Genomic DNA, 13,805 nt, shown 5'->3' with positions numbered 1-13,805 from the left:
CTAACTCAGGGTTAAGGGCCGTTACTCCTTGACGGTCCCCTGGTTGAGGTTCATCGTCGAGGGCCCGACGATGTGAACGAATGTGAGACCTGCAGTGGCTCCCAAACGTGCACGTCCGATCGCCAACCCGGCGCTGGCCGCGGCGATCGAAGCAGCAGGATGGACGCGTGCGGCAACCGCGCAGCGCATCAACGCCGTCGCCGCCGAAACCGGTGTCCCGCTGCATTACGACCACTCCACCGTTGGCCACTGGCTGACCGGGACAACCCCGCGGCCGGAGGGTATATGTGCCGGGGTGGAGGCGTTCCGCCGTAGCCTCCACCGGCCAGACCTGACGTCGGCCGATCTCGGATGGCCAAACGTTGCCGCCGTGCCGGGAGCAGCGGATGATCCATGGCAAGGTGATGCGGTCGCTCGGCTGACCGCCCTCGGGGAGGACGACATGTTGCGTCGCCGTACCGTGCTGACCGTGGGCGCATTCTCGCTCGCCGGCCTCGCTGCCCCTCCGCCACCACCTCGGCCAGCCGGGGCTTCAGCGCGCCGAGGCGGGCCTGGGGACGTAGCCCGCATCCACGACGCCACCCGCCGTTTCGGTGATCTCGACGACCTGTACGGCGGCGGACATGCCCGCGGCGCGGTCGCCGCCTACCTGGTGCATGACGTCGCCCCGCTGCTGCACGGCACCGCAGGCCGGGCCCGCCCGGACCTGTTTCGCGCCGCAGCGGAGCTCACCTACCTGGCCGCGTATATGGCGATGGACGCCGGCGAGGCTGGGCTTGCGCAGCGCTGGTACGTGCAGACCGTTCGGCTGGCGGATGAGGCAGGGGATCGGGTGTTGCGTGCGACCGCGCTGCGGTCCATGGCGGTCCAAGCCCGGGAACTCGGCCACGACCGCGAAGCGCTCGCCCTGGCCGATGCCGCAGCGTCTGCTCTCGGTGGCCGGGCGCCGGGCAGGACGGTGGCGTGGATCACTGGCATGCAGGCCGAAGCGCACGCCGGAGTCGCAGACCGGCAGGACGCGCTGACCCTGCTGCGCCGTACGGAAGCGCAGCTGGAGCGGGTGGACTCGGTGCCGGAGGCGGAGTGGACGGGCAATTACCGGCGCGAGAGCTTGGAGCACCAGACCGGGCTCGCTCTTACCGCGCTCGGCGACCACGCCGCGGCGGCGACGCACTACGCAGCCTCAGTGGAGACACGGAGACCAGTGGAGCGCCGTACCCGCGCCGTGGTGGGTCTGCGCTGCGCCCACGCTCATCTACAGGCCGGGGATGCTGAACGGGCCGCAGTAGCGGTGCTGGGGCTGCGCCAGTGCTTGGAAGGGGTTGTGTCGGCTCGGGTGCGCGGCGAGTTGCGGCTGCTGCGGCAGGGCTGGGTGCGGTGCCGCTCAGACGCTTACGTTGCGGAGGCCGACGTTCTGGCTGCGGGCCTGTTGCGCTGACGTCTGGGTTCCGGCTCCCCTCGCCGGAGCCGGAACCACGTCAGTTACTCGGCGGCCAACCGCTCCGCCTCGTGGTGTAGTGCCTCGACCAGGACGAGCTCCAGCAGGAGGTGTTCGTCCACGAGGGTGTCGAGTGTTGCCATTACCCCTCCTCAACGTGAAGACGCCTCACGTGTCCCAGGAGATGGCGGCTATAACAGGACGGTATGGAACAGCAGAAAGCCCCCGCCCGGAAAGGGCGAGGGCTCTTCGAACTGTCAGGCGTCCGCGAAGTCGGCCTTGCGGACCGGCGGGAAGTCCTCGTCCACCGGCTCGTAGTTTGGCCAGTCAGCGGTGTTGCATTCGGCGGCATGTAGGGCGCAGCGCACGTTGGCCAGGAAGAGGCGCACGGCATCGGTGGGAGATGCGGCGTCGATGCCCAAGAGGATGGACATGGTGCGCTCGGTCAGGCTGGCGGTGATGTCGGGGTCAGTGATGCCGGGGTCAACCGTCTGCAGCTTGATGAGCTCGTCCAGGACGCGGTCGGAGAAGGCATCGAACGCGTCGTCGCTGTCATCTGGTCCTGTGCAGACGAAGTCCATGTCGATGATCAGGTAGTGCGTCATTACTGCTCCTCACCAGCAGGTCGCTCGGTTCAACTGGCCCAGAAGGTTCCGTAGTGCGTTGGGGTCTGACGGGGTGCTCGCCATGGTCTTTTTGCACTTCCGCGGGCACGGACAGTACATCTTGTAGTGTCCATTCCCGCCGAGCTTGATGATCCACCCTTTGGTCTCTGCCTCTTTGAGGACAGCTTCGAACTCCTTGGTCTTGTGTCGGGGTCTGACCACCTTGTCCACCCTGTCGACTTGAGTGTATGTATCGGCCTGCCCCCCGACTAGACCGGTCCCTGCGGTACTTTCGCACAGGAGTGGACGTCTGGTCTGTGGTTTGCGTTGTCACAGGGTCAAAAGAGATTCAGATGCGCTCATAGCGAACGTTGTTCGGTTTGGCGGCAACGTGCCCCCTGTCTCTGCCTCGCATGATCTCTGCCGCCTCCTCCTCAGTCCCACCTGCGACGAGGTGAAGCCGTGCGAGGGCTGCGTCCTGGTCGAGACGGGTCAGCGCGCGGATCGCGGCGCTCAGCTCGGTGTCCATGGTGTTCATGCTCGCGTCCGCTGCTGATCGTCCGCAGCCGGTTCCGAGAGGCCGCCTCCCGCTGGAGGCGGCCACCCCGGAGGAGAAACCGGCCCGGTCAGCCGCACGCTGACGGGCCTCAACCTGTAAGACGCCGGCTGAGGCGGAGTGGTTGCCCAGAACCCGAATCGGGCTCGGACACGACGACGCCCCCACCCCGAAGGGCAGGGGCGACCGTCGACTCCGCTACTGCACGACCTCGGCGAGAGCCGCCTCCAGCTCTTCGGCCTGCTGCGGCGTCAACTGCTTCGACACCCGCAGCAGCACAGGCCCGGCCACGTAGTCGTACTCACTGAGCATGGGCATCTTCTCGCCGATCTCTTGGATGTAGGCGGCCCGCTGTTCCGCCTGGTCGGCGTCGTCGAAGACTTCGACGCTGCCGCCGAGCCCCACATCGCCCTCCTTGACTCCTGCTACCTCGGCGGCGTCGATGCGGCTGTCGGTGAACGACGCCTTGGAGGTGTAGCCGTTCGGCCGGCCCAACTGCTTGTTCGGGTCGGTCTCCTCGGTGTACGTCACGGTGAGAGTGACCGGCAACCCCTGCTGGGTGATCGCTTTGATGACGCCGGCGGCGTCGAGTTCAGTGGTGGGTGCGCCACACGCGGTGAGGGCGAAGAGCAACGCGGTGGCGGCGGTGGCGAGGGGGAGGCGCACTGAGTGGTCCTTCGGAGGTGTGGGGCGGGGGTGTTTATGGGACGGCTGAGAACGATCGCTGGGCGACAGGCGAACGGTGTTCTGTTGGAGCGCCAGACGTGGAGACGCCTCTGTGAGGTGAGTTAACAATGAAAGTTGTGCAATTTGCAGGACGGTAAGGACCGAATGGGATTCTGTGGGCACTCAACTACAAGATCGCGGAGAGTAGCTGATAATCCGAGCTATCGGTACGTTCACGGCGAGGTGATCACAGAATCATCGCAACCCGCTGCGAAGGATCCCTTTCAAGGCGATTCTTCGCATGAATGTAAATCTTGGTCGTCTCGGGTGAAGCGTGACCAAGAGCGTCTTGCAACTCAGAAAGGGACGCTCCTGCCTCATCGCCCAACGTGGCGAACGTATGCCGCAACGCGTGAGGAGTGACACGACCCGGACATTCCAGGCCCGCCTCCTTCGCCACCCGCCGAACCAGACCGAACAGGTACCGCGGAGAGAGCGACCGCCCGGACTCCGTCGCGAACAACGGCGCCTCCGGATCCAACACCCCGCCGGCCGCCCGCTCCTCCAGATACCGATCAATCGCTTCTGCGGTCGACGGCGGCACCGTCCGAGTCCGAACCTTTTTCCCCTTGCCGACGATCCGCACCGTTCGAAAACCGCGTTCGAACCCGAGCGACCCCACCGTGAGAGAACACACCTCCGCCGCCCGCGGGCCGAGCGACAACATGACCCGGATCAACGCCGCGGTGCGGAGCCTCTCCCGGCCGCTGCCGGCGTCCGCCGCGGCGACCATCGCCCGCGCCTCCATCTGCTCCAAACCGACCGTCTCCGAATGGGAGCGGTCGATCCGCGGACGGGTCGCACCACCGAACTTGTTGGCGGAGATCACATCCTCGGCCACGAGGTAGGCGTACCAGCTGGAGACCGCGGCCAACTTCAAGCTGACGGTCTTCGCCGCTGGCGGAGGATCCTGACACTCCAGCCACCGCGCGTATAGGTCGCCGTGCGCCCGCGTCACCGTCAGCGGATCCTGTCCACGCTTCTCGCAGAAGGCCAGCCATTGGCGCAGGTGCCTGCTGTATGCCTTTCTCGTATTCCGGGAAGTGAACGACCACAGCCAGCCCGCGGTCATCCGGGACAACAGATCAGGTTCAGGGGCGGGTATCGCCAGAGCGGAGTCGACGATCTCACCGACGAGGATTGTCATGCGGGTTTCCTTCAGGGAGATAGGGGGTGTATCTCAGGCGAGGGTGTACATGCCGCGTCCCATGCGGTCGACGTCGCCAGCGTCCGCCAGTCCGCCGAGCTCATTGCGGACAGAGCCGAGCTTGACCGGCTTGCCGCCGTCCTCCAGCACGGCGGCCAGGACGTCGTCAGCAGTCATCGGTTCCTCGGTTGCCGACAGGACGGCTAAAATCCGGTCCCCCAAGCGTGGGTTCGCGCTGCGGCGCGGCTGGCCCCCCGTAGAGGCCGAGCTGCCCGCACTGGGCGCACTGGCGCTGCTGCCGCCGTACTCCTCGCGCAGCTGCTGGCACAGCGCCTCGAACGCCTCAGGGTCATGGCGGGCGGCGTAAGCCGGGCCAGCCGCCTCCCAGGAGGCCTCCTCAAGGCCGACCGGCTCCCCGTCGCCATACAAAGCGAGGATCTCCGGATCCAGGCCGCGCAGAGGGACGATCGACCCGCACCGCAGGTGCCGCATCAGCGAGGTAGGGCGCGGCCCCGACAGCACATACCCCATGCCCTGGGTGCCCGGCGCCTCTTCCTCGTCGTCGTAGTCGAGCCAGGCGTACGGGTCGATCAGGTCGATCGCCCGCATCCGAATCTGCTTGGTGATCGGCGCCAGTTGCACATCGGCCGGCAGTAGTCCGTCGGACACCAGTTGGCGCATCATGCTGCTGCTCCACCGCAGCAGGGTGATCTCGCCTTCCTTGAGCATGGCGCGCAGCGTGTCGGAGCCGCCGAGCTCTTCCAGGTGGGATGCCTGGGCTGCCAGGTCGATACCGACGCCGACGCTTCTGCCGGTGCGGCCCAACTCCTTGATCAGGTAGGTCCCCTCGTCGCGGTAGGGAGCGCCGCGCTCCAGCAACCGATTGACCTCATCCAGGTGGATGTTGAACAGCGGATCGCCCGCGCCCAGCCAGAACGACGTGCGGCCCGCGGCGGCGTAGCGGCGCATCCGGGCGTGTGCGACCTCCACCGCCGAGCGCAGCATCAAAATCGCGCCCTCCTGGCTGGAGGTGTGGAAGGCGACGTTGTCGCGCGCCTCAGGGACCGACTGGCCCTCCTTCAGGTCCGCCAGCGCAGTGCAGATGCCGTTGATCTTCTCGGCGATCAACTGGAGTTGTAGCGCTCTGGACTTGCCGGCGCCGGTCGTGCCGAACAACAGGAACCGCTGCGCGCTGCCGGTGGTGGGGTCATACAAGCGGCGCCGGGCCGGCCTGCCGTCGTGATGCACCCCGATGACGATCCGGCCGTGCCGGTCCATCACCAGGTCCTCCCGGGTGACTGCGCGCACGGTGGCCAGCGGGTTGGTCGGGTAGATCGTGACGACCGCGTGGTTGCCGCCGTCGGTGTCGACGACGACCCGGGTGGGGTCACGGATGCCGAGCGCCGACAACAGCGCCTGCATGTTCCACCGGATCACCTCGCCCGGTTCCGCCTCCAGCAGCAGCTCGATTACCTCGCTGTGCGCGGCCGCCTGGCGCACGGCGCTGCGGACCTGCTCGCGGGTCTGCGTCCGGGATGGGTGGGCCTGGGTCAGCATCACAGCTCTCCTTCGGTACCGAGCTCGCCGGTGATGACGGGCGTTGGGAGCTGCCGGGTGCGCACACCGGCCAGCCGAGTACCTGGCATTGCCTTCGGCGCGATTTTCTTCTCCCAGTAGGTCGCCGGGTCGTCGATGACGGTCTCGTCTGGGCCGATGCTCAGCTGCCGCAGGCCCGCGCCTCGGCCGGGCACTCCCCTGATGTCGATCTCGTCCTCGGGCACGTCCATGAGCGCTGACAGCCGCTTGGTGGAGATGTCGGGGACGGGTTGAGTTGGGTCGGTCGACCGGATCACGGCCCGCATCGACTTCTCCCCGGTCCGCTCGATGTCCTCCAGGGAAGTGCTGGGTGCCGCTCCGCCATCGATGGCGACGTGCTCCGCCCACCAGCGGGCGGCCGGGTGCCCATCGGCTTCCTCCACCAGGGCCACCTCGACCCCCGGAGCGGGGGCCGGCGGCGGGCAAAGCATCCGTCGGGCCACTCGTGCTGGGCGTAGGGCCCAGGTCGCGGTTGCCCAAACGGTCAACGCCAGCGCTTCGCTCCAGTGCGGTCCAGCAACGAGCCGCTCCATAAGCAGCAACCCCGTCAGGCCGGTGCCGGGCATCAGGTACAGGACGCTGGCGGTCGCTCGCTGGTGGCCCGTAGGTCGCCACGATCGTAGGGTCACCAGGCCCGCTGCGGTCGTCGTGGCCACCACAGCTAAGCCCAGACCGGTGGTGGCCTGGTCGGCAAGCAGTCCAGACGCGCCCAAGGTGGTCCCGGTAACGGTTGCGACCCGGCCGGTGCCACTTCGTACGGCATCCAAGCGGCGGCGTGCCCGCTGCACCGCAGGCCAATCCGGGAGCTCCACCTCCAGCGGAGGCAGGGCCGGCAGGGTCCGGGTCATGGTCATCTCCTCAGCGGTTGGAGTAGAACTCGGCGTCAGCCATCGGAACGGGCATCGCGCGGGCCCGCTCAGCGACGGTGCCGTAGTCGGCCTGATGGGCGTCGGACGCCTGACCGAACAGGGTGGCGAGGTCTTCGACATCGGCCGACATCGCTTCGGCGTCGGCCAGCACGCCTCGCATGATGGTCGCGGCTTGGTGGTGTTCGCCGACGGTGTCGCGGTCGACGGTTAGACCCGCCATCTGGTCGGCCAGCCGGTCCACTGTGGAGGCGCAGCCCTCTACGTACCTGTAAGTGCGGCGCACCTGCTCGCTCAGCCCGAGCAGCCGAACCCCGGCCACCGCGAGCTGGGTAACGACGATGCCGTAGCGCACCAATGTCTCCAGCGCGCCGCCGCTGTCCGCGACCGCCGCACCCGTAGTGCTCTTCTCCAGTTCCATGAGGTCCTCCTGCTACTCGTCGTGGTATTCGCGCTCGGCAGGACGGGTGTGTCCGGCATCGCGGACCGCGTCAGCCAGCGGCTTGTGCCGGGCGGCTGCGTTGCTCCCGGCGGTGGCGATCGCCTCGGCCGCGGCGGGCAGGCCTGCGGCAATGGCCTCGGCCTTCGCTTTGACCGTGTCCGTCTTCTCCATGAGGAGCAGCAGCATGCCGGCCAGCACGCCAGGAACTTTCAGGTTGATGATCTCGGCGCGCACCTCCTCCAACTTGGTCCTCATCCGTTCGCAGCCATCAGCGGTCGCCTGGGCGTCAACGACTCCGTCGAGGATCTCCTCAGCCATGTCGGCGTCAGCGTCGATCACGTCGTTGATCGTCAACTCGGCGTCCCTGTACTGGGTCGTCTCGGCGACAGGCATGCTCACAGTTGGTGCTCCTTGCTGGTCCGCTGACGTCGACGGCGGGGCCGGGCGTGCGGTCGGTGGCTCGGCGGGGCGTGCGGTCATCGCGGCCTGACCTACGGTGATCACCGGCGCCTCGGGGCGAGGCCAAGGCCGCTCGTCGACCCGCTCCACGGTCACCCATTCCGACCGGTCGGCCCCTGGCGGCGGCTTCATCCACTCCCACCCCCGAGGGGGCCGCTCCCAGTCGTTCGTGCCGCGGTCGGAGCGGGGGAAATCCTGGGGCGTCCCGGTTCCATCCGTGTCCGTCTCAGTGAACGTGGGGTCAGGGCGGCGGGTTCTCCGGCGCTTCCACCACTTGGCGCGGGTTCTCCAAGACCATGGACGACCGGCGCGTTTCGGCCCCTTGGCCTTCGGCGCGCTCTTGTCGCTGGTCGTGGTGCGGCCAGTCGTCCAGCGCTTCGCAGTGCCGCCCTTGCCGGAGCTACCCTTCGACGCCTTCCACTTCGTCTTAGGGCGCTGGGGTCCGCCCTTCGTGGGCTTGTCGCCAGCGATGACGTCTTTGCTGGGCTTCTGGGGACTCGTTGGCTTGACCAGGCCGACCTCTTTGCCTTTTCCCTTTGGTCTCTTGGTGCCGCCCTTGCGGAAGCGGCCGAATCGTCGGGGGCGCTTCGTCGTGTCCCGGCCCTTCGGCGCCGCCTTACCGCCTCGGGTCGCCTTGGGGGTAGAGGCGCCCTTTCCTCTGGGCGATCCTCCCGGGCCCTTGCTCTTCGGACCTTTGGGGCCCTTCCCGCTAGCGGTCGGACTGCTTTCCCCTCCAGTCGCGTGGCGGGCAAAGGCGCGCGACCCCTTACCCTTCTTCGAGTCGCTTCCGGGTGAGCGCAGCGAGGATCCCGAGCCGCCCGCCTCTCTCGCTGACCGTGAGCCACCAGAGGCGAACTTGGCGGCCGTCTTGTCGGCACCCGCACGGGCCTTGTCGGCGAGCGCTTGGCGGTGCCGGGCGCGGTGCCACATGCCCTTGGCGGCGGCGACACCGAGGGCCGTCATCAGCGCCATGGCGACCGCGAGCGTGTCGCGTGCAGTCGGATTGTCAGGATCCTCTGCTGGCGGTGGGGAGAACTCGCCCTCATCGTCACCGTCTCCGCTTCCGCCCCCATCGAAGGAGGGCAGCGGCGGTACAGGCAGGGGAGGGCGCATCTCGTGCACGGTCGGCAGGCTCGGCCAGGAACCCGCTGGGCTCTGCTCGCTGGCAGAGGCGGTAACCGCAGAGGCCGGCAACTCCGGAGGCGCCGGGGATCGCGGCCCGGGCGGCAACGGCGGGGGCGGGGGCGGTGCTGGTGGGCCGTCCATCCGGGGCCGGAAGCTCACGATGTTGGTGTCATCGGTCACGATTCGCACTCCTCGTAGGTGTTGACGGACAGTGACCGAACCACGTAGCCTTACGCGCTCGTGCGCGCACGCGCTCGCGCGCTCGCGTTACGCACGCGCGAGGGCCAGTTGCCGCGATGAAGATGAAAAGCACGGTTACCCGCTGTAGCGCTGGCAGTAGTTGGTGAGGGTCAGCGCGAGATCGTTCCACGCTCCTTCATCGCCCTGCGCGGCCCGGTCCCGAGCGATCTTCCGCGCTTCGTCCCACCACAATTCAGCGATCCCCTGCGCGCCGCGGTCAGCTACCAGAATCCGGCGGTGAGCCGCGTGCTGCTGCTGGTTATAGATGCGCCGCTCCGCATTGGTCATCGGCCGGTTCACAACGTCTCCTCTCCGAGCGAAGTCACGCCGACCTCTTCCGGCGGTCTCCGCGGTCCTTGTGGATCATGTCCATGAAACCCACTTTGGCCGCCGGCGCCCGGGGCTCCGCGAGCCTCGACTGCGCCGGGCGGCCTGCGGGCTCCGTCCCGCGTGTGAGAGCGGGAGCCTGCCGGGTCTGGGCCGCGGCCTGTCGGGCGGCAGGGATCTCGTGGCGGCCTCGCCGATGGCGGGCCTCCAAAGCGAACGTCTCCGTAGCTGCCTTCTCGATGAGGTCCTGGATCTTGTCGAATGGCTTGCACACCCAGTGGTGACGCCACCAAGCCTCGAAGGTGCCGTATCCCTCCGGCGGGTTGGCGGCCCACATGGCTTCAGCGTCCCGCCGGATATGAGCCAACCAGTTGGCCTGATCCGATAGGACGCGTCGGAGCTGGCTGGCGAAGATGGCCATCTGCTCCGGGTCATCCAACATGTCCCCGGACCACTCCGGCCCGGACGAAGGGGTGCTCATGAGATTTCCTTTCGAAGGGGAACGGCCAGCAAGCCGTGCTCGCTGGGTGCGAGCACGGCCGGAGCGGTCGGGGGTATCACACGTCACCGCCCGCAGGGCCGTGCCCGTTCACCGCAGAGATGGCGTGCTGACCGTTCATGGCGGCGGTCAGGATCGCGTTCTTGAGTTCGTGGTCGGTCTGCTCGCTGTCGGGCTTGGCAGCCTCCGGGGCGGTCATCTCTGCGCGCCGCTCGGACACGAGCAGTTCACCCGCCGGACGCTGTTCAGGGGCGGACGGCTCAGCCTCATGACGGGCCGTCTCCTGCTCGCGCGCCTTCTCCTCGGCGAGCCTCGCCGCTTCCGCCGCGGCGGCCTCTTCGGCTTCCCGCTGCGCCTGCTCGGCCCGGTCGGTCTCGACATCCGCACGCACCCGGTTCGCTGATCGGGCGGAGATGCCGCACACCTTGGCGAGCTTGTCGCGGCCCACCGTGCCACCGAGGTCGAGCACAGCCCCGTACACCAGGCGGGCGACCTCCAACGGGTCAGGGTCGGCGTGCACCAGTACGGTCTCCACGACCCGGTCGGGCTCGACCTGAGGCGTACTGGCCTCTTCCTGCGAAGTGACCTTCGGAGCGGCAGAGACGGGCTGTTCTGCCTGGTCAGGGTGCGTACTGGGGAACAGGTAGCGGAGCGACGAAACGATCAAGTGGGAGCCGAAGAAGATGGCGCCGATGAGCTGGCCGGCGATGAGCGCCACCACCGGCCAGTCGAGTTCGGGCCGGAGCCCGGACGCCTGATTCGGGGCGAACGTGCCGAGGCCGTGAAGGTGGTTGACGATGAACGAGGTGAGGGTGAAAACGGCGACGACTGACAGGGCGTAGAAGCGGGCCTTGGCGTCGTGGCGGAGGACGAGCGCGGCGATCAGTGCGATGAGGATCAGCCCGTCTGGGGCGAACGGGTAGAGGGCGGCGCCGGTCGCGTCGAAGTGTGAGGCGAGGGCGGCGTCGCGGTGCGCGGTCCAGGATCCGCGGAACGCGACAGCGATGATGCCGACGAGGACGACGCTGAGTGCGGCGACCGCGGCGACGACTCCGCCCGGGACGGGACGGCGTACTGGGGTGGTCGGGGCGGGGGCGGGCGTGGGGTTGTTCGTCGCGGTTTCCATCGTGTCCTTCTGGCGGTGCGGGGCGAAGTTCGGGGGTGTCTCAGGGGGGCCGCGGACCGGGGGTCGGTCAGGCTCGGGACGGGTGCGCTGGGGCGTCCGGCTACGTAATGAGCGTGTGGACGAGCGCGATGAAGCCAGCGGTGGCGAGGATGAACACCAGCGCGAACATGATCATGTTGAAGGCGGTGGGACGCATGACGGGTATCTCCGATCTCGGGCGGCGGGTCAGCGCTGAGGCTTCGGCATAGCCCGGCACCGCTCGGCATGCGCGTTGGCCTCACGGCGCGCGAGGTCTCGTTCGTTGGGCAGGTAACGGCCGTAGTCGAACTGGATGGGGTTTGAGCCATCGGTAGCGCCGGTAGCGTCACATCCCAGGCACTGCCAGGCGAATCCGTCGACCTCGCGTGCCGCGTCGACGTACGGCCGGCCCCTGAATGTGTAGCGGGTGGTGAAGCGGACGGACTGCACATCAACGGTGGCGCCGCCGACGGTGAGGAACCGGGCCAGGACGTCGGCCGGCCATGTGGGCTCGCTGCTCGCCGCCTGCGGCTTCCGGGGGAAGGTGAAGCGCGGCATCACGCACCCCGCTTCTGGGAGTGCTCGGCGTCGTAGGCGGCGCGGACGCTGTCGGGTTCGCCTCCGGGCCATCCAGCGGGCACCCGGTGGCGGGCGCGGCTACGGATAGGCGGGAGGCTGTCCAAATCTGGACTGGCAGGTGACGTGGATGTGCGGGTATCGGTACGGTTCTTCACGGTTCGGCGCTCCACTGTGATTGGGGCTTCGTGCCAGGTAGGGGCCCCGTCGGCGTTGGCGCGCCGGCGGGGCTTCCCTGCGTTCAGAGGGCCGGATGCTCCGGCTCGTCGACGAGTTGCGGCATGTCAGGGTTCTCTTCCATCCACCGCAGGAAGTTCTGGAGGAGCGCTTCGGCCTCACAAGGAAGGCCGTGCGGGTCGGGTGGGGTGGTGGACCATTCGCCGCCCGGCACCCGGTAGACGACGGCGGCATCCGGAGTGACGCCGTGCAGACTCTGGCCGAAGGCGAGCCGGGAGACGAGGCGTTCGGCGTGGGCTTCGTCGATGGGGCTGGTTTCGATGCGCTCACCGCCGAGGGCGGGTGTCCACTGCACCCCGAACTCGATGCTCATCTCGTGTTCCTCCAAGTTTGTGTGGTGGTGGACCCCGCCCCTTGTCGGGGAAGACGGGGGCGGAGCCCTGGCCTCGACGCCCCTGCCACCCCTCCAGGTGTGGGGGCGCCGACTTCACCCAGGTCTCCCTCTGACAGGCACCCAGCCAGGGGAGTGCGCGCATGCCCGGGCAGAAGATCAGGAGCGCATGTGCGGCGGGCGCAGACTCCGCCAGTAGCGGTCGAGGCGGTCGTTGAAGTCGGCCCAGCGCGCCATCGCTTCCACGCTGCCGCACTCCGCGAGCGCCTCTCTACGAAGCTTCTCCAGCTTCTTCGGGTCCGCGCCGCGCTTCAGCGCCTCATCGTGCAGCTGGTTGAGGTCCTCCGGCGTCATGACGTTTCCTCGGTGTGAGGGTCGGCCTGCTTGGCGAGTTGCTCGGCGAACGTCTCGTAGCTGCCGCTAAAGAACGCGGACACCACCCCTGCGTCCGCTTGCACGTCGGTGACGGGCGCCCGCTTGGATGCGCTCCAGCGGCCTTTGGCGGCGTCGTAGACGATGAGCCACCCCGGATACATGGACCTGAGGGCTTTCAGCTGAGCCTCGACGCACGGTTCCACAAGGTGCCTCTGGATTGCATGCTGCATGGTCATGACGTCGCCCTCGCTGCCCGCTCGTTCTGATCGACAAGGAGCTTGAACAGGTCGGCGGGAGTGTCAGCGTCCACCATGCGGACGCATCCAGCGCGGTCCTGTGCGTCGGTGATCGGGGCGTGGCGGGTGGCCCACAAGCGTCCGGTGTCGCTGCGCCAGATCGTCCAGCCGGTGAATTTCTGGGCGAGCAAGTCGAGGGCGGTGACCTCGGCAGCGGCGCTCATGATGCAACCCGCAGAGCTTGATCGTTACTGTGCCATGCAGTTGCATGGTGTAGCAGAGTCTCGCCTGCACCTTCCCGCTTATGCAGGCAGTGGTGTGACGCTCTACCGTCTGCACCATGATCAAAAAGGTGGATGGGGAGGTCATCTGGGAGACCGACCGTGCCATATGGAAGCAGCTCGCCGACGAGCTGCGCCGCCGCATCCGGGCGGGCGAGTACAAGCCCCGGTACCCCATCCCCAGCCTCACCCAGCTGCACCAGGAATTCGGGACCGCGAAAAACACGATCCGCAAGGTCATCGACCAGTTGGCCCAGGAGGGATACGTCCGCCCGGAGCAAGGTGTCGCGACCTTTGTCCGACCTCAGGCCGATTGGCCGGCTCAGGGCGATGAGTAGCGTCATGGCTTGACCTCCGCCAGTAGGCGTTCTTCGGCGCGGAGCCGCTCAGCTAGCTCGGTGAGAGAGTCCCCGGATAGGTAGAGCTTCGCTCCGGCTTTGATTTGCGGTGTCGTCGGCCGGTCTGTACGGATGGCCCAGTGCCGGTGAATGCCGGATTCTCGGAGGGTCCATCTGGGGAACTCTTCATGCAGCGTCTTGGCGCTCGCCGGTAATGGCGTCATGCTTGCCTCACTCCCCGTGATGGGTTCCACCCTCATG

General features: G+C 67.7%; 18 protein-coding genes. 2 read left to right on the top strand and 16 right to left on the bottom strand.

Features of this window, described 5'->3' with window-relative positions:
- Positions 1-94 precede the first annotated feature (94 nt).
- Complete coding sequence (locus tag ACVCAG_RS29655; protein WP_447190717.1) at positions 95-1,438, top strand: hypothetical protein; 1,344 nt, start codon at positions 95-97, stop codon at positions 1,436-1,438.
- Positions 1,439-1,695: 257 nt separating this feature from the next.
- Here the strand turns inward: ACVCAG_RS29655 and ACVCAG_RS29650 are convergent, their stop codons facing one another.
- The 16 genes from ACVCAG_RS29650 to ACVCAG_RS29575 form a co-directional block, all read right to left on the bottom strand.
- Positions 1,696-2,043, bottom strand: coding sequence for a hypothetical protein (locus tag ACVCAG_RS29650; protein ID WP_447190716.1), 348 nt, complete (start codon positions 2,041-2,043; stop codon positions 1,696-1,698).
- Between the two features lie 349 nt (positions 2,044-2,392).
- A complete protein-coding gene (locus ACVCAG_RS29645) occupies positions 2,393-2,572 on the bottom strand; it encodes a hypothetical protein (RefSeq protein WP_447190715.1) in 180 nt (59 codons plus the stop codon).
- A 225-nt stretch (positions 2,573-2,797) separates the two neighbouring features.
- Positions 2,798-3,265 carry a hypothetical protein gene (locus tag ACVCAG_RS29640; protein WP_447190714.1) on the bottom strand — a complete coding sequence of 156 codons (468 nt, stop codon included), beginning with the start codon at positions 3,263-3,265 and terminating at the stop codon, positions 2,798-2,800.
- 247 nt (positions 3,266-3,512) lie between these two features.
- Entirely contained in the window at positions 3,513-4,472 is a 960-nt protein-coding gene (locus ACVCAG_RS29635) for a tyrosine-type recombinase/integrase (protein ID WP_447190713.1), read from the bottom strand.
- A gap of 33 nt (positions 4,473-4,505) precedes the next feature.
- Positions 4,506-6,029, bottom strand: a complete 1,524-nt coding sequence (locus tag ACVCAG_RS29630) for a hypothetical protein (RefSeq protein WP_447190712.1) — start codon at positions 6,027-6,029, stop codon at positions 4,506-4,508.
- Complete coding sequence (locus tag ACVCAG_RS29625) at positions 6,029-6,451, bottom strand: hypothetical protein (RefSeq protein WP_447190711.1); 423 nt, start codon at positions 6,449-6,451, stop codon at positions 6,029-6,031. Before ACVCAG_RS29625 ends, ACVCAG_RS29630 begins: the two co-directional genes overlap by 1 nt.
- Positions 6,452-6,926: 475 nt before the next feature.
- The gene (locus ACVCAG_RS29620; RefSeq protein ID WP_447190710.1) at positions 6,927-7,355 is read right to left on the bottom strand and encodes a hypothetical protein; all 429 of its coding nucleotides are present in this window, start codon (positions 7,353-7,355) and stop codon (positions 6,927-6,929) included.
- Positions 7,356-7,367: 12 nt separating this feature from the next.
- The gene (locus tag ACVCAG_RS29615) at positions 7,368-7,775 is read right to left on the bottom strand and encodes a hypothetical protein (protein WP_447190709.1); all 408 of its coding nucleotides are present in this window, start codon (positions 7,773-7,775) and stop codon (positions 7,368-7,370) included.
- A 1,500-nt stretch (positions 7,776-9,275) separates the two neighbouring features.
- The gene (locus ACVCAG_RS29610) at positions 9,276-9,500 is read right to left on the bottom strand and encodes a hypothetical protein (RefSeq protein WP_447190708.1); all 225 of its coding nucleotides are present in this window, start codon (positions 9,498-9,500) and stop codon (positions 9,276-9,278) included.
- Positions 9,501-9,522: 22 nt separating this feature from the next.
- Positions 9,523-10,008 (bottom strand): hypothetical protein, encoded by a 486-nt coding sequence (locus ACVCAG_RS29605; RefSeq protein WP_447190707.1) that lies wholly within the window; start codon positions 10,006-10,008, stop codon positions 9,523-9,525.
- 76 nt (positions 10,009-10,084) lie between these two features.
- Positions 10,085-11,152 carry a DUF2637 domain-containing protein gene (locus ACVCAG_RS29600; RefSeq protein WP_447190706.1) on the bottom strand — a complete coding sequence of 356 codons (1,068 nt, stop codon included), beginning with the start codon at positions 11,150-11,152 and terminating at the stop codon, positions 10,085-10,087.
- 225 nt (positions 11,153-11,377) lie between these two features.
- Positions 11,378-11,728: a hypothetical protein gene (locus tag ACVCAG_RS29595; protein ID WP_447190705.1), complete on the bottom strand. Its 351-nt coding sequence runs from the start codon at positions 11,726-11,728 to the stop codon at positions 11,378-11,380.
- A gap of 259 nt (positions 11,729-11,987) precedes the next feature.
- Entirely contained in the window at positions 11,988-12,296 is a 309-nt protein-coding gene (locus ACVCAG_RS29590; RefSeq protein WP_447190704.1) for a hypothetical protein, read from the bottom strand.
- 177 nt (positions 12,297-12,473) lie between these two features.
- The gene (locus ACVCAG_RS29585) at positions 12,474-12,668 is read right to left on the bottom strand and encodes a hypothetical protein (protein WP_447190703.1); all 195 of its coding nucleotides are present in this window, start codon (positions 12,666-12,668) and stop codon (positions 12,474-12,476) included.
- On the bottom strand, positions 12,665-12,925 hold the full coding sequence (locus tag ACVCAG_RS29580) for a hypothetical protein (protein WP_447190702.1): 261 nt from the start codon (positions 12,923-12,925) through the stop codon (positions 12,665-12,667). Before ACVCAG_RS29580 ends, ACVCAG_RS29585 begins: the two co-directional genes overlap by 4 nt.
- The gene (locus ACVCAG_RS29575; RefSeq protein WP_447190701.1) at positions 12,922-13,149 is read right to left on the bottom strand and encodes a hypothetical protein; all 228 of its coding nucleotides are present in this window, start codon (positions 13,147-13,149) and stop codon (positions 12,922-12,924) included. The genes ACVCAG_RS29580 and ACVCAG_RS29575 overlap by 4 nt, the downstream gene beginning before the upstream one ends.
- A gap of 116 nt (positions 13,150-13,265) precedes the next feature.
- Here ACVCAG_RS29575 and ACVCAG_RS29570 point away from each other — a divergent pair, with 116 nt between their 5' ends.
- Positions 13,266-13,544 carry a GntR family transcriptional regulator gene (locus ACVCAG_RS29570; RefSeq protein ID WP_447190700.1) on the top strand — a complete coding sequence of 93 codons (279 nt, stop codon included), beginning with the start codon at positions 13,266-13,268 and terminating at the stop codon, positions 13,542-13,544.
- Positions 13,545-13,805: the final 261 nt, after the last annotated feature.

This window comes from Streptosporangium sp. G12, assembly GCF_052983175.1.
The sequence above is the reverse complement of the archived record's forward strand: the minus strand, read 5'-3'. Positions and strand labels throughout refer to the sequence as shown.